This is a genomic window from Candidatus Neomarinimicrobiota bacterium, assembly GCA_021734025.1.
GTDB lineage: Bacteria > Fidelibacterota > JAANXI01 > JAANXI01 > JAANXI01 > JAANXI01.
Window position 1 is genome coordinate 115,813 of the sequence record JAIPJS010000007.1, and the last position, 25,036, is coordinate 140,848.

Consider the following 25,036-nt stretch of genomic DNA (forward strand, 5'->3'; position numbering starts at 1 on the left):
ATATGTGTCTTGCGGTTCCGGGTAAAGTGACGGAGATTTACGATACCAACGGTTTGAAAATGGGCAAAATCGACTACGGCGGCACCGTGCAGGAAGCGTGCCTGGAGTACTGTCCGGAGGTGCAGGTCGGCGAATACGCCATTGTGCACGCCGGATTTGCTATTTCCATCCTGGATGAGGAAGAGGCGCAGAAATCCCTGGAAGCCTGGAAGGAACTGGAGGAGGCCGAGAAGGAGATGTACGGCGATACGCTGAATAATCCGGATCAGGATACGGGTTTTAAACATTGAAAAAGAATAGCACGCAGATGACACAGAAACAACGGATCACCACTGATAAGAAACAAGTTTAGAGTTGAGAATTAGCAAAGTAGGGAATGCATTTTTTTTAAACACAACTCACTCACTTGTTATCCCTTCCCCTTTCGAAGAGGAAGGGAGCCAGCCCCAACGGGATCCCCTTGGGAAGGGATGGAGTTGTGTAAATAGATGTGCGAAACAAGGCCGCATACGATCTTCAATGAGATTTATGGGAAAATCAGCGAACTAAAACAAAATCCCGCTGAAGCGGGGCCTACCAACAACCCAGTCACAATAGACACAGGACTGAGGACTTCAGTCGCGTGACTGTTTTAACTATAACACATTAACACGGTTACACTTTAACACGATTAAAATGAAATATTTAAACGAATTCCGCGATCCTGAGATCGCGAAAAAAATCATAGATAAACTCCACAAAATAACCACCCGGGATTGGGTGCTGATGGAGGTCTGCGGCGGGCAGACGCACAGCATCATCAAGAACGGAATTGATCAGGTGATTCCGGAGGAGATCCAGCTGGTGCACGGTCCGGGATGTCCGGTCTGTGTGACGCCGCTGGAGATGATCGACCAGGCGCTGGAGATTGCATCACGCCCCGACGTGATTTTTTGCTCCTTCGGCGATATGCTCCGGGTGCCGGGCTCTGAGAAAGACCTTTTCATGGTGAAGTCCGAAGGTGGTGATGTTCGAGTGGTGTATTCGCCACTGGAAGCGCTGAAAATCGCCCGGGAAAATCCGGACAAGGAGGTGGTCTTCTTTGCGGTGGGCTTCGAAACCACGGCACCGGCCAACGCCATGTCGGTCTACCAGGCGAAACGGGAAGGGATTACGAACTACTCCATCCTCGTTTCACACGTGACGGTGCCGGGCGCCATGAAGGCGCTGCTGGAATCGCCGGAAAACCGGGTGCAAGGGTATCTCGCGGCGGGACACGTCTGCACCGTGATGGGCTACTGGGAGTATGAACCGATTGCCCGGAAGTACGGTATCCCAATCGTCGTGACCGGATTCGAACCGATCGATATTCTGGAAGGTATTCTCGAAACGGTGACTATGCTGGAATCGGGCGAAGCGGGCGTGCGGAATAAGTATGCCCGGTCAGTCTCCCGGGATGGCAACCGGCCGAGCCAGGATATTATTGAAAAGGTGTTTGACGTTACCGACCGGAAGTGGCGGGGCATCGGTGAACTGCCGGAGAGCGGCTATTCCCTGAAGGAGGAGTACCGGGATTACGATGCATCGCGTAAGTTTTCGGTGGGAGAGATCCAAACGCAGGAGTCGGATGAGTGCATCAGCGGTATCGTACTGCAGGGACTCAAGCGTCCCAGCGATTGTCCGGCCTTCGGAGCCGCCTGCACGCCGGAAACCCCGCTGGGAGCAACCATGGTCTCCAGCGAGGGGGCCTGTGCGGCGTATTATCGGTATCAGCGATTTGATAGTAGAAATAATAGCACGCAGATAAACGCAGAAACAACGGATAGCCGCGGATAAAAGAGTTTACCGCAGAGGACGCAAAGATAGCTGAGAAAAATCGTGAATAAAACCGATTAAACACTGAATAACACCGAAAGACACTGGAACAATTACAGCAAATTTCCAACGACTAGCAACTGACGACCCACTAGAGTTAGAACCCCAAACAGGTTGGTAATGGACGCGGGATTCTTGACTCGAGTTCGGCGACAGTTTTTAATAATACGGTTTTATCCTGAACACTTGAACACTATAACACTGTTTAAAAACCGCGATTAAGAGTAAGATTAAGATTAGGATTAAGAAACGACTAAAACAGTGACACCCCGGGGAATATAAATGAGTGATGACTTCAACGGCATTTTGAGCTGTCCGGTGCCGATTATGAACCACAAGACGATCCAGCTGGGACACGGCAGCGGCGGAAAGATGTCCCGCGATCTGCTGGAGAAACTGTTTTTACCCCGATTCGGCAATGAGACGCTGAATCAACTGGGCGATCAGGCGCGGTTGGAGTTAGACGGGAACCGGATTGCCTACTCCACCGACTCGTTTGTTGTGGATCCTTTGTTTTTCCCCGGCGGGAATATCGGTGACCTCGCCATTAACGGAACGGTGAACGATCTGGCGGTCGGTGGTGCAAAACCACTCTATCTGAGTGTCGGATTTATTATTGAGGAAGGGATGCCTATCGATGATCTGCACCGGATTTTACTGTCCATGGAAGTGGCGGCAAAGAAGGCCGGAGTTTCTATTGTAACCGGCGATACCAAGGTTGTAAATAAAGGAAGCGTGGATAAACTGTTTATCAACACCACCGGCATTGGCATTTATGAATCCGATATTGAATTCGCCCCGCAAAAAATACAGACCGGTGACAAGGTGATCGTCTCCGGATATGTCGGCGATCATGGCATCACGATTCTCTCCAGCAGAGAAGGGCTGGCGCTGGAAAATCCGGTGGAAACCGACTCAGTTGCACTGAACGGTCTTGTGGATACAATGATGGAGGCGACAGGAAATCATATCCGGGTGATGCGCGATCCCACCCGTGGCGGTGTGGCCACGTCGCTGAATGAGTTTGCTGACAGTGGACAGGTCCGGATCAGGATGGAGAGCGGCAAAATTCCTGTTCGCCCTGCTGTTGAAAGCGCGTGCGAAATCCTGGGACTTGATCCCCTGTACGTGGCCAACGAGGGAAAATTGCTGGCCGTGGTTTCACCGGAAGCAGCACCGGATCTTCTGAAAGCGATGCAAAATCACGAATACGGAACGCATGCCGCCATCATTGGAGAAGTTATTGATGGTGACGACGGGCGGGTCAGCATGATGACCGGCATCGGCGGCGAAACCATCATCGATATGCTGCCGGGGGAACAGTTGCCGCGAATCTGTTAATATGAAAGGAGTCCAGGATGGTAGGAAATCCAACTGCGAAGCAGAACCAACAACGAAATCAATCGAGGGCGAGCTGGGCTTATGCCCTGGTGATAATTGCCTCACTGATGCTTATCGGGTTGCCCTTTCTCGGTCCGCTCTTTTTCGTGATGATCCCGATTCTGTTCCTGCTGACGATCCCTGCGTTGATTTACTTTATATTTGTGAATACCAAAGATAAAAATATCCCGGACAATCAATCCCGGTAGCGATTAATTATCTGGGAACCTTAGAATTCACTTCGGTGATTTTTGCTCGTTTGCTACTAGAATACTTAGCGTTGTTCTATGGCATATAAAGGTTTTTCGGCGATGGGAAATTTCATCGCATTCGTAATTACGCTATTCTCAATCACTTTAATTCCGTCAGGACTTGCCTGAATAAATGCCGCCGCGCCTTCATTAAGCCACGGCTCATACAGCGTAATGACCGGCACCTTTTTCATTTTACTCATCTTGCAGACTTTTTTTATCAGTGTCACGTTCTTGGTGCCTTTCGAAGGCCAGATCAATACCGCATCTACCTGTTTTCTATTAACCAGAAAGGTAAAATCTTCAAACATATCCCCGATATATTTGGACTGGGTAATAAAAATTTCCATGCTTCGGGGAAGTGCACTCTGGAGCGCCGTCAATTCCTCAATAGTTTCCTCAGATACGCCGGTGCTGATTATACCCAGGCGTAATGTTATGAAATTAAAATTCTTTATCGTATCAATGACATCCTTTACCGGGACATCATCGGCTGCCCTGAGACCGGTCGAAAATACGATCATAATACAAGTCAGGAGCGCAATGACAGTTTTTCTGCTCATTAATATTATCCTCCCCCATTGTTTCCCGGCCGTCCATGCGGACTACCTGAATTAGTATTTTTCAGCACATTAAATTCGCAACAATAATAGCCACGAGACCACACAGCAAAGCGTCAGTCACAACAATATATAAGGATGCCTGCAGACTATTTGTCCGGAGACATTCTCGTTTCAGTGATCATATTGTCGACCATTGAACGAAATTCTTTAGCGATTTTTTTAATCTTTTTCAGCAATGTCGGGAGAAATTATACCCTGTTTCCAGAGGAAAATTTTGTATGTTATTTATTCGGTTCTCTGAATAACAGATTGGATACGCCATGGAAATTAACTTCCCGAAAGCGTTTCAGGATGAACTGTCGGAGAAGCTGGGTATTCTCCCGGAAGATGTCACAGACACACTGCATCAGCCCGATCAGTCGGAAACGCTCAAGGTAGATACGTTGCAGCTTACCTTTGCCACCAAGTTCATTCCGCAAACGCCGGCCCCGTATTTTATCCTGGCATACGGACAACAGCTTCATGATCAGTTACAGGTACGAATGGCCTGGAAGCTCTCCCCATCACTGGGAAAAAATTTGATCACTGTCTCTCCAATAGAGTTGTTACGGCAATTTGCTCTGGAATACGGATTACGTGTAATAATCGGGCAGGAAACCCGCCGGTTTTACCTTGATGAAACCATTCGAATCGATACCGAGGCAACACAGGAAACTATTGCAATTCAGAATCCGGAAAACCACGAATATGTGGAACAAATTATCGCGAAAACAGAGCGATCAGACAAAGGGTATCAGGTGAAATGTGCCCTGGCCTTATGTATCGACATTGACAGGTATCGTACCTGGATGGCAAATGAATAATTCCTGGATCGAAACTCAGAGGAGTCACTAATGGATGCAGCAAATCGCCGCCTGCTACTTTTAAGTAATTCGACCAATTTTGGCCAGGAATGGCTTGACCACGCCGAAGAGGGCATACGAGAATTCCTGGGGAGGACAGTTGATGAGGTTCTGTTCGTTCCGTATGCCGCTGTCACATTTTCCTATGATGAATATACAAGCCTGGCGCGGGAGAAGTTCGGAAAGTTGGGATATCAGGTGCGGTCAATTCATGAGGCGGAACGTCCCAAAGAAGCCGTCAGGAATGCAGAAGCCATAGCGGTTGGCGGGGGCAATACGTTTCATCTCGTGACGCACCTCTATCGAATTGGCATCATTGACGAAGTGCGGCGGCGGGTTTTGCGTAACGGCATCCCGTACATTGGTTGGAGTGCAGGCGCAAATGTGGCGTGCCCCAGCCTTAAGACTACCAATGATATGCCGATTGTCGAACCACCCAGCTTCCATACGTTCAATCTGGTACCGTTCCAAATTAACCCGCACTATCTGGATGAGCATCCGAAGGAACACCAGGGAGAGACCCGCGAGCGCCGGATTGAGGAATTTATTGAGGCCAATCCTGATATCTACGTCGTGGGCCTGCGGGAGGGGAGCATGCTTCGGGTGGAGGGTGATTCCATTTCGCTGATCGGGGAGAAGCCGGCCCGTGTGTTTAGGAAAGGAGAGGAGCCTGCCGAGTATCATATCTCGGATTTGATGGAATTTTTACTACGCCGGGAAGGGGATGGAGAATGAGGGTATAGAGGAATAGGGAAATAGGGAAAAACCGGTTGGTTGTTCGTTGCGAAAGAAATATCGGCATTAAAAGGGAATGGAGGGTTTGGCCACTACAACTAACAACAGACCACTAACAACGAACTCCTACTATTAAAACCGGGTAAGAATAAGATTATCCCACAGGGATCCCTCTGAGAGGATTAGGAAAACACGCGCCTATAGCACAATAATACGCTTTTCACCGGGACAGTATATGAGATTGTATTCTCCCATCCGGATGCATACATTTATATTCAGTATTGCGCTAACCGGAACAAATCGAATCACCGACAGCCTATGAAACAATTAAATCGCATTTCGTTGTATATCTCACTGCTTTGTATAGTAATCGCCACCACAATTTCCATTTTGGCCATCTGGCGGGTAGTCATCGACACGGAATTCGTATGGAAATCTCTAATGACATTGGGGGTCATTTTCCTGGCCTCCCTGCTGACGTATACGGTGAATAATTTGATCCCGTACGAAAAGCGACAGGATACCCCGCCTTCCAAAGATGAGTAGAACCTTTTCCTGAAGACCAATAATAGTTTAACATTAATCTTTTAGCTTGACACAACCGGCGAAAATTTTCATATTAACGACGAAATAGTTTGACATTAAACTAATGGGGCGGAAAATGCCAACACATTACAAGGGAACCAAAGAAGAGAAACGAGCTCTGAATACCTACATTAAACTGATACGCGCGGCAGATACTATTACGGGGCGGCTGAATGAGCTGAAAACCCTGGATGACTTGTCCATGAGTCAGTTCGGCACTTTGGAGTCCTTGTATCATCTGGGACCGATGTATCAGAAGGACATCTGTCAGAAAATCCTCAAAAGCAGCGGAAATATCACGATGGTGCTGGATAACCTGGAAAAGAAAGGCCTGGTTACCAGGGAACGGGACAAAACGGACCGCCGGTATATCCGAATCGTATTAACTGATAAAGGCCGGGAGAAAATTGAGAAAATCCTTCCACCGCATGTGAGAGCCATCGTCGAAATGATGAATAATCTCACGCCGAAGGAACAGATGGAACTGGGGCGTTTAACGAAAAAACTCGGAAAAACTGTACAGGAATCATAGGATGTAAGATACAGAACATATTTTTTACCCATATAATTCAATATTAAACTAATTAACATGGAGATAAAATGAGCGGACAGATAAAAACCAAAACATCGCCAATAGTTAAACCGGCAGAAACGGCCTACCCGCTGCATCAGCCACTGAAAGAGCGCTGGAGCAGCCGGGCATTTTCAGGGGAGCCGGTAAACCCTGAAATCATTGGAAGTTTGCTGGAGGCAGCCCGGTGGACGCCCTCCAGTATGAATGCACAGCCCTGGCGGTTTGTGGTGGCAACCAAGGATGAACCTAAAAATTACAATCGTCTCTTTGCCAGCCTGAGCGAAAAAAATCAACAGTGGGCGGGCAAAGCGCCGGTACTCATCCTGGCGGTTGCGAAGACCGAAATGGATGGCGGATACGGTCCGAAGAGCTATGCGGAATACGATACCGGCCAGGCGGTGGCGCATCTCACGATCCAGGCGACGACACTGGGGCTGAATCTTCATCAGATGGGTGGGTTTTCCAAAGAACAGGTCCGTGAATCGCTGGAACTCCCGGATGACTACCAGCCGATGACGATCGTTGCAATAGGCTATCCCGGGGAGCCGGGTGAATTGCCACCGACATTTCAGGCCCGGGAACGATCGCCGCGATCGAGACGAGCGCTGGCGGACATCGCCTATGCCGGGGAATGGAGTCGGTCGATCGAACACTATCTGGCAAAGGATAGCGCAAAGTGGAATCGAGAGGAGTAGGTATGATAAGAAAAATTCCAGCAGAGGACCGTCATTACCAGGAGATGGGATGGCTGAAGACCCATTGGCTGTTTTCATTTTCCAACTACTTCGATCCGGAGAATGTCCAGTTTGGCAACCTGCGGGTATTTAACGATGATTATGTGGAGCCACACTCCGGATTCCAGACCCATCCGCACTCGGAGATGGAGATTGTGACTATTGTGATGTCCGGAACAATCACCCACAAGGATTCAATGGGCAATGAAATTTCCATTAGCCCGGGAGAAATCCAGCGGATGACTGCCGGCACCGGCGTCCGGCATTCGGAGATGAACGACGGCGATGATCCGCTGAAGTTTTACCAAATCTGGTTTATTCCGGATGAAAAAGGATTGGAGCCGGATTACGGTCAGAAAAAATTTGCTACGGAAGCCTATCGAAACAGTCTGACGCCAGTCGTCTCAAGCGATTCCCAAAACGGGGCGCTGGATATCAACGCCAGCATCACGATCTATCGTTCCATCGCTGATCCGGGACAGACGTTTGAGTATCCCATTGAAGAAAACCGTGGCGTATTTCTCTATGTCACTGACGGGGAACTGGACATCAACGGGACAACATTTTCAACGAAGGATCAGGCCAGGGTTTCGGAAGAGAGTAAAATAGTCATCGAAGCAAAACAGGAAACACAATTCATCATGATCGATGTGAAAATGAGTGAATAATCCAACCAATAAAAAAGGAGAGACAGATGAATGAACAACTGAAAAACGTCGCAAGGGTCCTGTTTGGACTCCCATTCGTAATCTTTGGAGTCAATCACTTTTTTAACGCAGGTATGCTCCAGGGGGTCGTCCCCGGATTCATCCCCGGAGGAATTTTCTGGGTGTATGTCACCGGTCTCGTGCTGGTTCTCACCGGCGTGAGTATTGTAATTAATAAGTGGGTGGACATCGCCGGATATGCACTGGCAGCGTTACTGTTGGTGTTTGTACTCACTATCCACCTGCCGGGGATGTTCAGCAATCCCATGCAGTCCATGTCCGGCTTGCTGAAGGATTTCGCACTGATGGCGGCATCGTTCTATTTTGCCAGCACGCAAACCTCCGGAGAACTGACGTAAGTAAATTTCCAAAACGCGTCACGAAAATGCCCTTCGGTTTTGCCGGAGGGCATTTTTTTATTTCCCGTTTAACCAGTGGAAGTATTACCCGGTAGCGACGTTTCATAAAACGTCGCTACCGGTAGGTGGAAGCAGCAGAATAATTGCAGGTTTGCGGTCATTTACTTAGAATGCACTGAAGATAAGTAAGTAACGGAGAAGGTATGACACTGTTTTCCAGGATTGCAGAGTTTCCTGTACAAATTGAGACTATCGATTTTATTAAACATGAGCAAGACACCTCCAGCGACTTTACGCGGAAAACCACGGAAATTATTTTGTCGGGGAAGGGGAAATCCGGCCGTGGGGAAGACGTCACCTATGAGGCGGATGAGCATGATGCCGTCGATGAGCAGCAGCCGGACTTTCCCTTGGCGGGAGCTTTCACGCTTGGTGATTTCTCGGAATTGCTGGAAGAAATGGATCTGTTTTTCGGCCGGGATCCGGGGCATAAAGCATTTTGCAATTACCGGCGCTGGGGATTCGAGAGTGCTGCTCTGGATCTGGCGTTAAAACAGGCCGGAACAAATCTGGCGAAAGTGTTCGGATTGCAATACAACCCTGTAGAGTTCGTAGTGAGTACGCGGCTCGGCGATTCGCCGTCTATGGAGAGATTAGAGCAACTCCTGAAAGCTAATTCGGAACTCAAATTTAAGCTCGATCCCACGCCGGAGTGGACTCCCGACCTCATGGACCAAATCGCTGCTACGGACACTGTCCGTATTTTGGACTTCAAGGGGCTCTACGAAAATACGATTGTCGACAATCCGCCGGAGCCGTGGCTATATAGGGAACTCATCGCACGGTTTCCGGATGCCGTCATCGAAGATCCGGCCGATACGGAGGAAATTCGGAAAATTATCGCGCCGGAGAAGGAACGCCTTTCCTGGGATTATCCTGTGAAGCATATTCAGAGTATTGAAGAATTACCGTTTTCGCCCCGGTGGCTGAATATCAAGCCGTCCCGCTTCGGATCCCTGAAAGCGCTGCTTGATACCATTGACTACTGCCGGAAACATGAGATTACCATGTACGGCGGCGGGCAGTTCGAGCTGAGTGTCGGCCGGGACCAAATCCAGGGACTGGCATCGTTATTCTATCCGGATTCACCCAACGATGTGGCCCCCGGCGTCTATAATATGCCGGAAGTGACCGGAACAGAGGCGCCGTTAAGTCCGCTGAAACCCGCTGATGACCTCACCGGCTTCGAGTGGAAATACGACAACTCCTGATTCCCCAATTTTTTTCCATGTGAATGTTCTTCATCCATATTATCTTTTCTGTCCCATTATTTAGATTCGGTAAATCAATCGCCAGCCTGGAGATGATATGGAGAAAAAAGGCCTGCCGCCAAACGCCTACAAAATAAATGAAGGGGAAGAATACGTTCCGTATGTCCACGGAAAGCGTCTTCCGGAGTTTACCCTTAAGGCCGCGATCTCGGGTATTTTGCTGGGCATTCTGTTCGGAGCGGCGAATACCTATCTTGGCCTCAAAGCCGGCCTGACGATAAGTACATCCATTCCTGTGGCGGTGTTAACGGTTGTGGCTTTCCGGTTCCTTAAAGTGTTCGGTACCGATCATTCCATTCTCGAAGCCAATATGTCTCAGACCATCGGCTCAGCCAGTTCATCTGTAGCGTCCGGTGTGCTGTTTACCATTCCGGCGCTCTTTCTCTGGAACCTGAAACCGAGCCTGGCGCAGCTGACCTTGTTAGCCATGGTGGGTGGTGTGCTCGGAATCCTTTCCATGATTCCGCTCCGCCGGTATCTCATTAAGCGGGAGCACGGTAATTTGCCGTATCCCGAAGGGATGGCGTGCGCTGAGGTTCTGGTCGCTTCCGAAAGCGGCGGAAAACAAGCTTCAGGCGTCTTTTGGGGCCTCGGCTTCGGTATGCTGGTCAAGTGGATTACCGACGGACTCAAACTCGTCGGCGGGAAGTTTGAGACACTACTGGGATTCAAGGCAAAGCTCTCCATCGGTGTTTCACCCGCACTCATGGGTGTCGGCTACATACTTGGTGTCCGGATTGCTTCGGTGATGGTGGCCGGCGCGGCACTCTCGGCATTTGTAATTATCCCGGTCATCAACTGGTGGGGCAGCGGACTTACCGTGCCGTTTTATCCGGAGACGGAGATGCTCATCCGGAATATGTCCGCCGCCGAGATTTGGAACCGGTACGTCCGGTATATCGGCGCAGGCGCTGTTGCCACGGGCGGATTCATTACCCTGATTAAATCCATTCCGACGATGATTGAATCGTTTAAACTCGGGGTGGCGCAGATCGGCAAAAAATTGGAGGACGAGGAACAGGCGCGTATCGATAAAGATCTCTCCATTAAAGTTATTGGAGCTATTGTCGCGATTGTGCTGCTGGTGCTGACCTTTGTGCCCGGTATTCTCGGCTACCTGGATTCGATTATTGTGCGCGGCATTTCAGCGCTGCTCATCGCTGTTTTTGCCTTTTTCTTCGTGACCGTCTCTTCGCGGATTGTCGGAATGGTGGGCGTGACCTCCAATCCCACCTCCGGGATGACCATTGCCACGCTGCTGGGGACGAGTTTCATTTTTTATCTCATGGGATGGACAGACCTGGCAGGCAAAGCCACTGCGCTCATGGTCGGCACCGGCGTCTGTATCGCAGCCTCTATCGCCGGGGATGCTTCCCAGGATCTGAAAACCGGATTCGTCCTCGGCGCCACACCGGCCCGTCAGCAGATCGGCGAACTCATCGGCGTAGTGACCTCGGCGGGATTCGTCTGCCTCACGATCATTTTACTGGACCAGAGTTTCGGGGTGGGCAGCGCGGAGTTGCCTGCGCCGCAAGGTGTGCTTATGCAGCTGGTCATCGACGGTGTTTTGGAACAGAATCTTCCGTGGACTTTGATATTTATCGGCGTCGGAATTGCACTGGTCGCTTATGCCTTGAAACTGCCGGTACTGGCGTTTGCCGTAGGCGTTTATCTTCCGCTGAGTACTATGGCGCCGGTTTTCCTCGGGGGATTCCTGCGCTACCTGCTCACCCGGAATCAGCCGGAAGAAGAAGCGGAGCGTCGCAGGGAACAGGGTGTGCTGTTCGGATCAGGTTTGGTCGGCGGTGAGGGATTACTTGGCGTCGGATTAGCCGCCTGGGTTGCTGCCAAGGGCGGGGAACGCATCCAGGGACTTGGCCTCGAGTATTCGCCGGTGCTTGGCACCGTTATTTCTGCTGCCGCTATCGGGCTGATCCTGTACGTGATGTCGCGGGTGATTCTCAAAAAAGGTTAACGGCAGTGTTCGAGTGTTCATGTGTTCAAGTAGCGGCATTTTACGTTTATGTTGTTTCTTAATCTTAATCCTATTCGCCGTGGCGAATTACTCTTAACCTGCATAATTCATAAATCGGAATAAATGGACAGTTTCGATGTGTCATAAGATCAATATTTTCAATGGTGTAGAGACGTGCCATGGCACGTCTCTACTGAAAAATTTTAGAACTATCTTAGAGGAATTCAAAAAGTATAACCTATTATTTTTTTCGTGTGTTATAAAAATTCCCCCTATTTTATGAATAAACCAGGTTAATTGCTGTTTTTATAAAGTGTTATAGCGTTCGGGTGTTCACGCGTTCAGGTTAAAACCGTCCTGAATCATGCATCCTCAGTCCGGTGTCTGTTGTAGCCTGGGAGTTGGTAGTCGCTGCTTTAGTAGGTTTTTTCTGTTTTTTCCTCAACAACACAACTCCATCCCTCCCTTAGGGAACCCATCCTCAAACCATCGCAATTGTTTTTCTCCCTCTCTTCCGAAGAGAGGGAGATCAAGAGGGTGAGTTGTATTTTTTTGAGTTCCCGTTTCGTTCCCGTCATTAAACAAGGAACAAACTGGAATGCTTCACCGCGGCGATGTGGGAGGTGAGACGCGATCCAGACGATCGTAAAACAGGATGCAGGTCTTGTTGGTAGTCCCCGCTTCAGCGGTTTTTATTTGTTGTTTGCGGATCGTTGTTTGTAGATATTGCTTACCACTTTTCATTTTTCAAGGCTTTATCAAAGATGTCTACCTTACAACGAACAACGAACAACGATCCACCGACAGGTTTTTTTCCTGTCTCCAGCTTCCGGTCTCCGTTCTCTATTTTCCATCAATTCAAATCTTCAATATTCTGAAATACTTTCAGATTTCTGACACCACCATTTCGGCCTCGATCCTTCGTGATTGAGCGAGAAAGTACGTAAATCCTCTAATTACAACAGGTAACTCCTTGGTGTATGGCATGAGGAACCGGAGCACGATTCATTGGCACCGTCTTTGTCACTAGCTAGTACGATAATCGCTTCAAGCCCTAGTCCAGATATTTCTCATGGGGAAACTATTTACACAAATGTAGAAAGGAGTCCGTCATGAGGTGCTCAATGAATCTCATACTGACAATTGTTATAGTTATTTTGGTCTGCAGCCTCACTAAAATTTACGCAGCAAATGGAGAGGGAGCCTCCCGGGATCTGTTGCCGGATATCTCAGACCAGATGAAAACTGCAAGCCAGCCACCGAAATTTTTCTATACGCCGACTGCCCGGGTATTAAAATCTATGGAAGTAGGACTGTTTGGTGGCAGCACCTTCGGTGGATATGAGGCCGGGGGATTCGCGAGAAGAATATCACTTGGACTCGGGGGAGTCGGAGAAATAGAAATGAGTAGTGCGCATATTACCAACCAGCTAACCGGACAGGGAGAGCGGTTGCCCGCCCGGACGTTTAAAATCCATCTCGTCCCCGACCAGTTCAGGCATTATCGGTATATGCCGGATATTGCCCTGGCGTTAAAGACAACATCCTGGGGCACCAACGCCAGGAAGGGTCGGGCGCTATCAAAAACGCTGGAATTGTCTTTTGCAGCAGAAAACCAGGGTTACGGCTTAACAGGACTGGCGCTCCAGAGCCGGTTCACGTCGTTACATTTTATCGTGGGTACGACCGGATCGCTGGGTGCGATCTATAGTGGAGTGAGTTTAACTGATGTCCGCACCCGTGGCGGCGGACAATGGATTTACAACAAGACCACTGATACGGTTGATCATTATGAAATCCCTGAACAACAGAAGAATCTCATTCGCCCGTTCGGGGGCATAACCCTCAATGCAAACGAGTCGACACAGATTATCGGTGAAGTAAGTACCGTTCCGAATCTGGAGTACAATGTCGAAGCCAGGCGAATCGACATTAGTGATACCTGGATCGGCATCGGAGGCCTCCGCTTCTTTATGTGGGAGTGGATTTCACTGGATGTGGGGGTCCGGTATCTCAGTACATTTGAGGGAATAGCTGATACCGATATCAACCTGGGTGTGAACTTTGTGGTACCGCTGCAGCACGAAGGTTCCTGAGCGTGAATAAAACCATTTAAGGCAATGATACCAGGAATTCAATAATACAATGTAGCTCCGTATTGTCATGTTTGATCTCCTACTTATTCCCTCTTTCTAATCAATGATACGGGCTTAGAAGGAGATGCTATTAATCCCGCTCTGTGAGAGAGGTTAGAGGTGGGAAAGGGCGGCGCAAGGTGGATGAAGAAACAGTCTACAGTTCTTGTTGGTAGTTCCCTCTTTAGAGGGTGAGTTGTGTTGTTTTTTGTGGCCCTTCCATCACTGCCGCTGAAAAAAGCTCGCCTTGGAATGAGATTCCAAGGCTTCCCGGTTTCGCCTCGCAATCTCATTGCGAGGTGAAGCGTGATCTCCGGATTTCTTGTAAACGGCTAAAGCCGTTACTACCAACAGCTCTGTCAAATACAGTAGAAGGCTGTTTCCTTGAATACTGCGGGTTAAAAACTATAACGCCATAACACTCTAACGCAGTAGCACATTTTTGACAAGAATACTTTAACACTCTTGATACTTCCATTGAATTCGTACCCTTGATTTCGTACACTTTTGAGCTATTTCAAGAAGAGGAGAATTATGGCTGAATATCCGATAAAGAAGGGCGAGGAATTCGAGGCGGAGATCGAACCAACGCTGGCCTTTGGCGGGAACGGCATTACCCGGATTGACGATTACGTAGTATTCGTTCGGAATGTGCTCCCGGGGGCAAAGGTGAAGGCGAAGCTGGTGAAACGTAAGAGCAGCTACGGCGAAGCGATTCCCCTGGAAGTCCTGGAGGATTCGCCCCACAAGGTGGATTGGCCGTGTCCACACTATCCCGAATGCGGCGGCTGTAAGTTCCAGGATCTGGATTACCAGGTGCAGCTGGAGAACAAGCGGGAGCAGGTACGGGACCTGTTGGAGCGGGTCGGCAAATTTGAAAATATTGACGTAAAGCCTACCCTCGGTTCGGAGAAAAAATTTCATTATCGTAACAAGATGGAGTTTTCCTTCGGCAATAATCGCTGGATTCTGGAGGAGGACGATCCCGGGACGCCGGCTGACTTTGCGTTCGGTCTGCACGCGCCCGGTCGCTGGGACAAGGTGCTGGATCTGGACCTCTGTTACCTGCAGAGCGACATCCGCAACGAGATCTTTGCGCACGTCAAGCAGCACGTGTTAGAACACGATATAAGCGTCTGGGATCTGGAGGATAAAAAAGGCTACCTTCGATACCTGGTAATCCGGGAAGGCGAATACACCGGTCAAATTATGTTGAATTTCGTCACCGGCGAAGATGATCCGGAACGGTTGACGCCGCTGGTAGAAAATCTGGTGGAGAAATACGACCAGATTCACAGCGTGGTGAATAACGTGAATACCAGTCCCGGTGAATCGGCAATCGGCGAGATTGAGTACCTCATGTACGGAGAAGATGCCATTGTGGATAAAATTGGCAAACTGGAGTTCGAGATTTCGGCGAATTCATTTTTCCAGACCAACACCCTGCAGGCGGAAGTGTTGTACGAGCAGATCGAGCAGGTGGCCGATGTGCAGGAAGGCGACGTCATTTACGACCTCTATTGCGGTACGGGTACTATTGCCCTTTATCTTGCGGAGAATGCGCAGCGAGTCTACGGCTTCGAGATTAACCAGGAAGCCATTGAAAACGCCACCCGGAACGCCTATAACAACGAAATATTTAATGCGCAATTCGATCGACTGGATATGAATCGGCACCTGGATTTTCACGAAAAACTCAAGGAGATCGAAAAGCCGGATATCGTCATCATCGATCCGCCGCGGTCGGGCTTACATCCGAAATCGTTGAAAGAGTTGAAGCAGCTCCATCCGGATAAATTCGTGTACGTCTCCTGCAATCCCAGCACACTGGCCAGAGATTTGAAAAACCTGTGCGACGGGACGGGTTATGAACTCACTTACATCCAACCGGTGGACATGTTTCCGCACACGCCGCACGTGGAGGTTGTGACCAAACTGGAGAAGCGCTCATGACGCCTGATTACGGCGCACCGGCTATCAGCATCTCCGGGCTCTCCAAGTGGTACGACGATTTCCGGGCGCTGAAAGAGATCGATTTGCAGATAGAGCAGGGACAGTTTTACGGTCTGCTCGGCCCGAACGGCGCCGGCAAGAGTACAACCATTCATATCCTGACCGGATTGTCCAACTTCAAACAGGGTGATGTGAGAGTTTTTGGCAGAGATGTGGTGAGCGACTTTCGGTTTACGCGTTCCAAAATTGGTCTGGCGGCGCAGGAATTCAACTTTGACCGGTTCTTCAACATCGAGAAACTCCTGACGCTCCAGGGCGGCTATTTCGGTCTGCCGCAAAAACAGGCAGCGAAGCGTGCCGAGGAATTGCTAAACCAGTTCGGTCTCATTGACAAGCGGAAGCAGGACTCCCGGAAGCTCTCCGGCGGGATGAAGCGCCGCTTGCAGATCGCCAAGGCGCTGGTACACGAACCGGAGATCCTGATCCTGGACGAACCCACCGCCGGCGTAGACGTGGAACTGCGCCACATGCTCTGGGACTACCTCCGGGAGTTGAACGATCGCGGTGTCACCATCCTGTTGACGACCCATTATATCGAGGAGGCCGAGCAGCTCTGTGAGGAGGTCTCCATCATCAATCACGGCGAAATCATCGCGGATGGGTCGCCACACGATCTTATGGAAAATATGGGTATGGGTTGCATAGAGCTCCATCTCAGCGATCCGGTGGAAACGCTGCCTGAATCGCTAAACGGATACGATGCGGAAATCGAGGACAATTACATACGAATCAGATTAGAGAAGCCAAACAAGGAGCTACAGAACGTCATCAATGGCATCAACGTGTCCGAACTGGATCTGTACGAAGTCCGCATCCGCGAGAGCTCGCTGGAGGATGTGTTCGTGAAGCTCACCGGGAAATCCATGTCCGAGGAGGCCGCCAATGGACAACAGTAAATGGATAGGGTTCTTCACGGTACTCCGCCGGGAAATCGGCCGGTTTATGCGGCTCTATAAGCAGACTATTCTTCCATCGATTATCACCGCCGGACTCTTCCTGTTCATCTTCGGATATGCTCTGGGTAGTCGGATTTCCGAGATCAAGGGTGTGCCGTATATGCACTTTATCCTGCCGGGATTGGCCATGATGGCGGTGATTAACAATGCCTATAGCAATACGGCGTCTTCGCTGTTTCAGGCGAAGCAGCTAAAATTTTTGGAGGATATCCTCATTGCGCCGATCTCCGCAACCCAGGCGGCGCTGGCGTACATTCTCGGGGGCGCGGCCCGTGGATTTATCAATGGCACGATTATTCTGTTCATGGGCACAATCATTTTTGATATTCAAATTCACAGCATTTTCATAACGCTGCTCCTCATTGCCATCGTCTCTATTGCCTTCAGCGCTACCGGGCTCATCTTCGGCATTCGGGCCGAGAATTACGATCAGGTGATGGTGCTGGTAACGTTTCTTATCACGCCGTTGGTGTACGTTGGCGGGGTGTTTTATTCCATAGATATGCTCCCCCCGGTGCTGCGCGGTGCGTCGTTGTTCAATCCGCTTTATTACATGGTGAATGGGCTCCGTTACGGGACTTTGGGAACGTACGATACCGCGCCGTTCGGTTCCATCGCCATGGCGGCGGCACTGACGATACTCAGCTTCGGCATCGGGGTGTTCCTTTTTTACAAAGGCTGGAAGATTAAGAGCTGATTTTTATTGTGGGGCTAAAGCCCTAAAAGTTCGTTGTAACTTTTACCCCGCCATAAATGGCGGGGCTAGTCAAAAACAAGAATTTTTTCATGAATAGCCCCAGGATTTGGCCTGAAAATTCCATCACCGATCGCTGGCCGCGTCGGTGACGGTGTTATATTCTGATTATAACTGTCGGCGACGCTGAGAGTGATCACCGACAGTTAATGGTAGCCATTCCGACAGGAGCGAAGTGGAGTGGAGGAATCTGGTTAAATGAACCTTCGTGGGGAAATTAACAATAACCGTCTCAGGAAAAATTCCATTTGTGATTGTTTACGGTTTATTGATCTCCGTATCCAATCACACAACTCCATCCTTTCCCAGGGGGCTCCCGTTGGGGCTGGCTTCCTTCCTCTTCCGAAGAGGAAGGAAGAACGCGTATCCGCCGAATATCTATTTCCCCTCTCTTCGAAGAGAGGGGAACCAAAGGGGTGAGTTGTGTTTGATAATAAAAACATTAATTTCTCCCTATATAAAAATAGCCTCAGGCTTTCCCAACAGGATCCCTTTAAGGTCAGCCTGGGTTGAATAAATACTAAAATTTTACGTCCTGTAGTGCTTGCTAATATGATCGATCTCCTCATCATATTCGCCTTTATCGTTTACAGTATTAGTAACGGATTTCGTCACCAGTCCAAAGCTTCGGAAAACCTGGAAGAGTACTTCCTGGCCGGCCGCTCGGTAAAGGGGTGGAAGGCCGGTTTCAGCATGGCAGCCACCCAGTTCGCTGCGGATACGCCGCTGCTGGTCACGGGACTCATTGCTACCGGCGGTATCTTTATGCTCTGGCGGCTTTGGATCTACGGGCTGGGCTTCCTGATGATCGGATTTCTGCTGGGACGTGCCTGGCGCCGGGCGCAGGTCATCACCGATGCCGAACTTACCGAAATTCGCTACAGCGGACGTGGGGTGCTGGCACTCCGGGGACTGAAGGCGATTTACTACGGGACGGTGATGAACTGCACCATCATGGCCATGGTACTGGTAGCGGCCACTCGGATCAGCGAGGTTTTCCTTCTCTGGCACCAATGGCTGCCGGATTCGATCTACCAGCCTATCTTAAATTTGGTACAATACGTTGGTGTGCCGCTGGCGTCCGGCGCCACTGAGATGGGAACGTTCATTGCCACCACGAATAACGTCATCAGCATAGTTGTGATTATCGCGTTTACGGCGCTTTACTCCACCACCGGTGGGCTCCGTAGCGTTATCGCTACCGACAGTGTTCAATTTGTCATCGCCATGGTCGGGACGATCATCTATGCGATTATCGTGGTTATTCAGTCCGGCGGCCTCGGAGATATCATTGCCAACCTGGTAGATCTGTACGGCCAGGCCAAGGCAAGCCAACTGCTTTCGTTCAGTCCGAATACCGGTGAGGCGCTACTTCCGTTCCTGGTGATTATCAGCCTTCAGTGGTTCTTCGAGCGGAACAGCGACGGTACCGGCTACTTTGCCCAGCGGCTGATGGCCTGTAAAAGCGATGACGATGCCCGGTTTGCCGCATTCATCTTCACCTGGCTTCAGATATTTCTTCGGAGTCTGGTCTGGCTGGTTATCGGCGTCGGTCTCCTGGTGATTTATCCATTCGATCCCGGCACCGCAGGTGGCGAGGGGTTTACCGCCGCCCGGGAGATCCTGTTTGCCACCGGAATCAAAGATCTGCTGCCGGTGGGCGTTAAGGGACTCATGCTCACCGGCATGTTGGCCGCGCTGGCCTCCACCATCGACACCCATCTCACCTGGGGGGCGAGCTATTGGAGCAACGATATCTATCTGAGAATTGTTAATCGAAAGTGGTTGAACCGGGAGCCGTCTGACAGAGAGCAGGTGATCGTAGCCCGTCTCTCCAACGCCCTGATTCTTGGGATTGCCCTGGTGATTATGGCAAATCTGAAATCTATTCAAACGGCATGGTATATCACGCTCCTGTTCGGCGCAGGCACCGGTGCGGTACTGGTACTGCGATGGCTCTGGGAGCGCATCAACCTCTACTCGGAGATCTCCGCAATCATTGTATCACTGATTGTGGCACCGATTATCCTGTTTACCGTGGAAGCCGAGTGGCTCCGGCTCCTGCTGATGTCGTCCATTTCCACGGTTGTTGTAATAACCGTGACGCTCTTGACTCGCCCGACGAATCAGTCTGTGCTCCACGAGTTCTACCGTCGCGTTGATCCTCCCGGGTTCTGGCGAAATACCTCCGGGGATTTGCAGGTGGATACCGAGCGTCCCATGGATGCGTTCAAAGAGGGTGTGTATCTCACGATCACCACCAGTCTCTCAGTATTTCTACTGCTCATTGGTTTCGGGAAATTGATTCTGCCGAATCCGGCAGCGAACATCGCATATTCGTGGATTTATATCATAGTGGGATTTGCGAGTATCGGATTGTGGTGGAATAAGTTGATACCGAAGTTGCAGCGGTCATGAGGATATTAGCGCTGCCAGCCATTGTATTATGGCTGACAGCGCCTCGTCCTCTTTCTTCTTAAGAAAAGTCATTCCGACCGAGCGTGAGCGAGTGGAGGAATCTGGTAAAAGAATCTCCAGAAGTAATCAGACGAGATCCTTCCCCGAAGGGATCCCTGTGGGGTTGCTTGCTCCGCTCGCTCAGGATGACTGGTGGGGTATTTTTCGCGTACAAAGTTAAAAAAATGAGTCATTCCGACGGAGCCCGGTGTTCAGGGCGATTGGAGGAATCTCCTAAATGAACCTCCGGAGCATAAAAATACCAGATCCTTCCCCAAGGGGATCCCGTTGGGAGGACTACGTCACTCCGGAACCCCGCTCAGGATGACTGGAGTGATGTCATTTTCCTAGCTCGATTCCACCGGAATTATTCTTACATTCATTGACTATGGGCATAATCGATTCCAAAAAACTGAGTTTCACTTAAAATCCTATGCCGGATAAACCGAAAAAGGAACCGACGTCCCTCGGCTGGCGGGAGTGGATCGCCCTGCCGGAGTTGGGTATCGATTATATCAAGGCGAAGATCGATACAGGCGCGCGGACATCGGCGCTGCACGTACATAACCTTAAAGTCTTGGAGGAAGTAGACGACGGGTACAGACTTCGGGTTGCTATCCATCCGGTACAGCGATCGTCGGAGAACGAGGTGACGGTCGAGGTACTGGCGCACGATAAGCGGAACGTCCGGAGTTCCGTCGGGCACGAGGAGCACCGGTACGTCATAGAAACGCCAGTAAAAATCGGCGATCGTGAGTTTCCTGTTGAGATTACATTGACCAACCGAGATGCCATGGGATTCCGGATGCTTCTGGGACGATCGGCACTGCGGAAGGGATTTGTAATCAATCCGAAGAAGTCATTTGTACTGGGCAAACCAGAAGCAATTCAGAGAAAGGAACAGTAATACATGAAGATTGGCGTCCTCTCACGGAAACCGAGTCTCTATTCCACCAGCAGGCTTATTGAGGCAGGAAAAGAACGCGGCCACGACATGCGGGTCATCAATCACCTCGGATGCTACATGAATATTACCTCGCATCGGCCGAGCGTACACTACCGCGGCAGCGCGTTGACCGGCTACGATGCTATCATTCCCCGGATCGGCGCGAGTCATACCTTCTATGGGACCGCCATAGTCAGGCAATTCGAAGTGATGGGCGTTTTTTCCGCCAATGAATCCCAGGCGATTACCCGTTCCAGGGATAAACTTAGGGCGTTTCAGCTTTTGGCCAGGAAGGGAATCGGTCTCCCGGTGACTGGCTTCGCCCGGAATATCCATGATATTGACGATCTCATAGAAATGGTGGGTGGTGCGCCGCTCATCGTGAAACTGATGGAAGGCACCCAGGGGATGGGCGTGGTGCTGGCGGAGACCAAGAAGGCCGCCGAATCGGTAATTCAGGCGTTTTACGGACTGAAATCCAACATCCTTGTGCAGGAATATATCAAAGAATCGAAAGGTACCGACATCCGGGCGTTCGTGATCGACAATAAGGTCGTGGCATCCATGAAGCGCGTGGCCCAGGATGATGAGTTCCGCTCAAACATCCACCGGGGCGGCAGAGCCGAGACGGTCAAACTGACGCCAGAGGAACGCTCAACGGCAGTCCGGGCTGCGAAAACAATGGGATTGAAGATCGCTGGGGTGGATCTGCTGCGATCGAATCACGGCCCGGTGGTGATGGAGGTGAACTCGTCTCCGGGATTGGAAGGCATAGAAAAGGCGACCGGTAAGGACATCGCTGACAGGATTATCCGGTTCCTGGAAAAAAACGCCAAACCGGGGAAGACCACCAACCGGGTTAAAGGTTAACCCATGTCCAACGATATCCTGAAAATCGGGGATAGTGATATTGCTCCCGGTGAGCGAAAAACCATAAACCTCCCCGTTGCGCGCCTCTATACCAATAACTGGACGCACATGCCGGTGACGGTGGTTCGGGGGAAGACGCCGGGGCCGCAACTCTTCGTTTGTGCCGCACAGCACGGCGATGAGATTAACGGTGTGGAAATTATTCGTCGCCTGTTGAAGAGTAAGCGCCTGAAATCGCTGAAGGGGACGCTCATAGCCGTGCCCATCGTAAATGTATTTGGATTTATTCATAGCTCCCGCTACCTGCCGGATCGTCGGGATCTGAACCGGTCGTATCCCGGATCGAAATCAGGTTCACTGGCCAGTCGGTTGGCGCATATTTTTATCGAAGAAATAGCATCCAATGCTACACACGGTATTGATATCCACACCGCAGCGGTACATCGATACAATCTGCCGCAGGTACGCGCCAATCTGAAGGACGAGGAAACACTTGCCATGGCCAAGGCATTCGGCACGCCGGTGATCATCCATTCCCGGCAGCGGAACAATTCTCTCCGGGCGACCCTGGCAGAGATGGAAAAACCGATCATCGTTTACGAGGCCGGTGAGGCGCTCCGGTTAAACGAGTCCGTGATCAAGTTCGGTGTAAAGGGTATTATCCGGGTGATGCGTCACCTGGGAATGTTGCGGAAGTCCAAGTCCAAACCCACGGAGTCCGTGCGGACCGATAAAACCCAGTGGGTACGCGCGAAACAGAGCGGATTGATTCATTTGCGCGTGAAGGCTGGTAACCGGGTCAAACGACACGACACACTTGCGGTGATTACGGATCCGCTGGGCAATACTTCCGTGGAATTGAAGGCGCCGTATGAGGGCGTTGTAATTGGGCATACCAATCTCCCGCTGGTCAATGCCGGCGATGCTGCCGTTCATGTGGCCAAGCTGAAGGTCTCACCCGAGATCGAGGAAGAGCTGGAACTGCTGGAAGAGTGAGCGGGAATTGACATTTGTCATCAGGGGCTGTAAACTCAGAGAATTCGTAGCAATAACAGACAGGGCAAAGGTTTCACGCCAGATCGCATGAAACACATCCGACAATTCTTCCGATTCCTGAATGAGCATAATATCCTCAAGATCTTCCTGGGGATCTTTGCTATTATGTTTATTGGTGGCACGTTGGTGTTGGTTTTCGAGCGTGCGGTGAATGCCGAAGGGTTCGATACCATCTGGGGCGCGTTTTGGTGGGCGCTCGTGACGATGACTACGGTGGGTTACGGAGATACAGTGCCTGTGACAATCGGCGGCCGTATCGTCGGAGTGCTGGTAATGTTCGCCGGGGTATCACTTGTTTCGTTGTTAACGGCGACGATTTCTTCTATCTTTGTAGCTCAGAAAATACGCGAGGGACAAGGCTTGGAACAGATCAAGTATACTGACCACATTATTATCTGCGGATGGAATATCCACGCTGAAAAACTCATTGATTCGCTGGTACGGTTGCGACCGATTTCCGATCTGAAGGTCGTGTTGATTAACGATCTCCCGGAGGAGCGGATCAACGATATCCTGTACAAGTATCGGGATATCCAGATCAGCTTTGTGCGTGGCGACTCGACCAGGGAGATTGTACTGGAGCGTGCCAATATTTCCAAAGCCCAATCAGTGATCGTGGTGCCGGATACGATGGCAATGGACAACAAAACCGCAGACGAACGTACAGTGCTGACGACACTGGCCATTAAAGGTTTATCCAGCCAGATTCATGTGGTGGCCTTTTTACAGAACCGTGATAATCAGAGCCATCTGCGTCGGGCGGACGTAGACGAAATTGTGGTGAGCGATGAGTTCGGTGGGTATCTCCTGGCAGCAAATGTTGTGGAACCCGGCGTGCCCCAGTCCGTACGGGAACTGCTTGATCCCGGTACGGAGCACAACCTGCATCGGCGTCAGGTCCCGAAAAATTTGGTGGGCCATCATTTTGAAGAGGTTTTCCGCTATTTTTACGATGAAAATGACGAGATTGCCATCGGAACATTCGCGGAGGAAGAGACCGTGAGCATCATGGATTTTCTGTCCGCGGATACATCGGCGCTGGACGCATTCATTAAGGAAAAACTGGAAAATTCCGGACACAAGGCAGAACAAGAGCAGATGGTCAGGGTCAACGTGAAGCCCGATAAAGATTACGAACTGAAGGAAAAAGACTGGATCATCGTTATAGGACAATGAGAAATACCACACATACTCCGGATCTTAAGCACCTGGCCAAATTCCAGATTTTTCAGGGTTTACCGGACGATAAAATTCGTCTCTACATTGAGAAGTTTAACTATTATACTGCCGGTGAGGGCGACATTATTATCAAGGAAGGCGATCCTGGTGACTCCATCTACCTGTTACTTAAAGGTGAAGTGGAGGTCACCCAAGCGCTCACCTTCCTGATGACGCGGGCGCCGATTCCGGATACCCGGGAGAAGGCGATCATTCGCCTGAATCATAAAATGCATCCCTTTTTCGGGGAAATGTCACTTTTTGCCGAGGAGGACACACGAACAGCGAATATTCGCGCTGTCACGGAATGCGTGCTGGCCAGAATCAGCAAAGAGGACTTTTTTACTGTGACTCATGAGAATCCGGGCATTGGGCTTACGGTGACGGAAAACATCGCACGGGTCCTTGTAGAACGGTTGAAAAACACCAATAATGACGTGACGAAACTAACCACGGCGTTGGCGTTGATATTGGAGCAGTAGGGAAGATATATCAAAATTTTTTTGGGCAGTATGATAGCATGGACGGTGAATAAAATATTTTATCCGAGAACGCCGGACAGACCCTTTCAAGGTCTCGACCCCTGAAAGGGTCGCAATGGAGGAGGGGAAAATCATATCTCTGCTGGCAAAGAATCATATTAAATTAAACGAATTAGGAAATCCTAACCACGATAAGGAC

24 protein-coding genes are annotated in these 25,036 nt (G+C 50.3%); 23 read left to right on the forward strand and 1 reads right to left on the reverse strand.

Annotation, left to right across the window (positions count from 1 at the left end; translation table 11 throughout):
- Positions 1 to 2: 2 nt before the first annotated feature.
- The 4 genes from K9N57_09670 to K9N57_09685 all read left to right on the forward strand — a co-directional run bounded on the left by K9N57_09670 (position 3) and on the right by K9N57_09685 (position 3,443).
- On the forward strand, positions 3 to 290 hold the full coding sequence (locus K9N57_09670) for a HypC/HybG/HupF family hydrogenase formation chaperone (GenBank protein ID MCF7804446.1): 288 nt from the start codon (positions 3 to 5) through the stop codon (positions 288 to 290).
- A 385-nt stretch (positions 291 to 675) separates the two neighbouring features.
- Positions 676 to 1,815: a hydrogenase formation protein HypD gene (gene hypD, locus K9N57_09675; protein ID MCF7804447.1), complete on the forward strand. Its 1,140-nt coding sequence runs from the start codon at positions 676 to 678 to the stop codon at positions 1,813 to 1,815.
- 321 nt (positions 1,816 to 2,136) lie between these two features.
- The gene (hypE, locus tag K9N57_09680; GenBank protein ID MCF7804448.1) at positions 2,137 to 3,195 is read left to right on the forward strand and encodes a hydrogenase expression/formation protein HypE; all 1,059 of its coding nucleotides are present in this window, start codon (positions 2,137 to 2,139) and stop codon (positions 3,193 to 3,195) included.
- A gap of 17 nt (positions 3,196 to 3,212) precedes the next feature.
- Complete coding sequence (locus K9N57_09685) at positions 3,213 to 3,443, forward strand: hypothetical protein (protein MCF7804449.1); 231 nt, start codon at positions 3,213 to 3,215, stop codon at positions 3,441 to 3,443.
- A gap of 65 nt (positions 3,444 to 3,508) precedes the next feature.
- Here the strand turns inward: K9N57_09685 and K9N57_09690 are convergent, their stop codons facing one another.
- Entirely contained in the window at positions 3,509 to 4,048 is a 540-nt protein-coding gene (locus K9N57_09690) for a hypothetical protein (protein ID MCF7804450.1), read from the reverse strand.
- A gap of 320 nt (positions 4,049 to 4,368) precedes the next feature.
- On the opposite strand from K9N57_09690, the gene K9N57_09695 reads away from it, so the two are divergent.
- From K9N57_09695 to K9N57_09785, 19 genes are all read left to right on the forward strand, one after another.
- Entirely contained in the window at positions 4,369 to 4,911 is a 543-nt protein-coding gene (locus tag K9N57_09695) for a hypothetical protein (protein MCF7804451.1), read from the forward strand.
- 30 nt (positions 4,912 to 4,941) lie between these two features.
- On the forward strand, positions 4,942 to 5,685 hold the full coding sequence (gene pepE, locus K9N57_09700) for a dipeptidase PepE (GenBank protein MCF7804452.1): 744 nt from the start codon (positions 4,942 to 4,944) through the stop codon (positions 5,683 to 5,685).
- A gap of 318 nt (positions 5,686 to 6,003) precedes the next feature.
- A complete protein-coding gene (locus K9N57_09705) occupies positions 6,004 to 6,231 on the forward strand; it encodes a hypothetical protein (protein MCF7804453.1) in 228 nt (75 codons plus the stop codon).
- 115 nt (positions 6,232 to 6,346) lie between these two features.
- The gene (locus tag K9N57_09710; protein ID MCF7804454.1) at positions 6,347 to 6,802 is read left to right on the forward strand and encodes a MarR family transcriptional regulator; all 456 of its coding nucleotides are present in this window, start codon (positions 6,347 to 6,349) and stop codon (positions 6,800 to 6,802) included.
- Between the two features lie 68 nt (positions 6,803 to 6,870).
- Positions 6,871 to 7,539 carry a nitroreductase family protein gene (locus tag K9N57_09715; protein MCF7804455.1) on the forward strand — a complete coding sequence of 223 codons (669 nt, stop codon included), beginning with the start codon at positions 6,871 to 6,873 and terminating at the stop codon, positions 7,537 to 7,539.
- Between the two features lie 2 nt (positions 7,540 to 7,541).
- Positions 7,542 to 8,246: a pirin family protein gene (locus tag K9N57_09720; protein ID MCF7804456.1), complete on the forward strand. Its 705-nt coding sequence runs from the start codon at positions 7,542 to 7,544 to the stop codon at positions 8,244 to 8,246.
- Positions 8,247 to 8,272: 26 nt separating this feature from the next.
- Positions 8,273 to 8,644, forward strand: coding sequence for a DoxX family protein (locus K9N57_09725; GenBank protein MCF7804457.1), 372 nt, complete (start codon positions 8,273 to 8,275; stop codon positions 8,642 to 8,644).
- A 203-nt stretch (positions 8,645 to 8,847) separates the two neighbouring features.
- Positions 8,848 to 9,915, forward strand: coding sequence for a hypothetical protein (locus tag K9N57_09730; protein ID MCF7804458.1), 1,068 nt, complete (start codon positions 8,848 to 8,850; stop codon positions 9,913 to 9,915).
- 97 nt (positions 9,916 to 10,012) lie between these two features.
- Positions 10,013 to 11,950 (forward strand): oligopeptide transporter, OPT family, encoded by a 1,938-nt coding sequence (locus K9N57_09735; GenBank protein MCF7804459.1) that lies wholly within the window; start codon positions 10,013 to 10,015, stop codon positions 11,948 to 11,950.
- Positions 11,951 to 13,074: 1,124 nt separating this feature from the next.
- Positions 13,075 to 14,046, forward strand: coding sequence for a hypothetical protein (locus tag K9N57_09740; protein ID MCF7804460.1), 972 nt, complete (start codon positions 13,075 to 13,077; stop codon positions 14,044 to 14,046).
- Between the two features lie 573 nt (positions 14,047 to 14,619).
- Complete coding sequence (rlmD, locus tag K9N57_09745) at positions 14,620 to 16,038, forward strand: 23S rRNA (uracil(1939)-C(5))-methyltransferase RlmD (GenBank protein ID MCF7804461.1); 1,419 nt, start codon at positions 14,620 to 14,622, stop codon at positions 16,036 to 16,038.
- The gene (locus K9N57_09750) at positions 16,035 to 16,994 is read left to right on the forward strand and encodes an ABC transporter ATP-binding protein (protein ID MCF7804462.1); all 960 of its coding nucleotides are present in this window, start codon (positions 16,035 to 16,037) and stop codon (positions 16,992 to 16,994) included. Before rlmD ends, K9N57_09750 begins: the two co-directional genes overlap by 4 nt.
- Positions 16,981 to 17,751 carry an ABC transporter permease gene (locus K9N57_09755; GenBank protein MCF7804463.1) on the forward strand — a complete coding sequence of 257 codons (771 nt, stop codon included), beginning with the start codon at positions 16,981 to 16,983 and terminating at the stop codon, positions 17,749 to 17,751. The genes K9N57_09750 and K9N57_09755 overlap by 14 nt, the downstream gene beginning before the upstream one ends.
- A gap of 609 nt (positions 17,752 to 18,360) precedes the next feature.
- The gene (locus tag K9N57_09760) at positions 18,361 to 20,226 is read left to right on the forward strand and encodes a Na+:solute symporter (protein MCF7804464.1); all 1,866 of its coding nucleotides are present in this window, start codon (positions 18,361 to 18,363) and stop codon (positions 20,224 to 20,226) included.
- A gap of 472 nt (positions 20,227 to 20,698) precedes the next feature.
- Positions 20,699 to 21,172, forward strand: coding sequence for a RimK/LysX family protein (locus K9N57_09765; protein MCF7804465.1), 474 nt, complete (start codon positions 20,699 to 20,701; stop codon positions 21,170 to 21,172).
- Between the two features lie 3 nt (positions 21,173 to 21,175).
- A complete protein-coding gene (gene rimK, locus K9N57_09770) occupies positions 21,176 to 22,081 on the forward strand; it encodes a 30S ribosomal protein S6--L-glutamate ligase (GenBank protein MCF7804466.1) in 906 nt (301 codons plus the stop codon).
- Positions 22,082 to 22,084: 3 nt separating this feature from the next.
- Positions 22,085 to 23,077: a succinylglutamate desuccinylase/aspartoacylase family protein gene (locus tag K9N57_09775; protein ID MCF7804467.1), complete on the forward strand. Its 993-nt coding sequence runs from the start codon at positions 22,085 to 22,087 to the stop codon at positions 23,075 to 23,077.
- Between the two features lie 87 nt (positions 23,078 to 23,164).
- On the forward strand, positions 23,165 to 24,313 hold the full coding sequence (locus K9N57_09780; GenBank protein ID MCF7804468.1) for an NAD-binding protein: 1,149 nt from the start codon (positions 23,165 to 23,167) through the stop codon (positions 24,311 to 24,313).
- Positions 24,310 to 24,837, forward strand: a complete 528-nt coding sequence (locus K9N57_09785) for a cyclic nucleotide-binding domain-containing protein (GenBank protein MCF7804469.1) — start codon at positions 24,310 to 24,312, stop codon at positions 24,835 to 24,837. The genes K9N57_09780 and K9N57_09785 overlap by 4 nt, the downstream gene beginning before the upstream one ends.
- Positions 24,838 to 25,036: the final 199 nt, after the last annotated feature.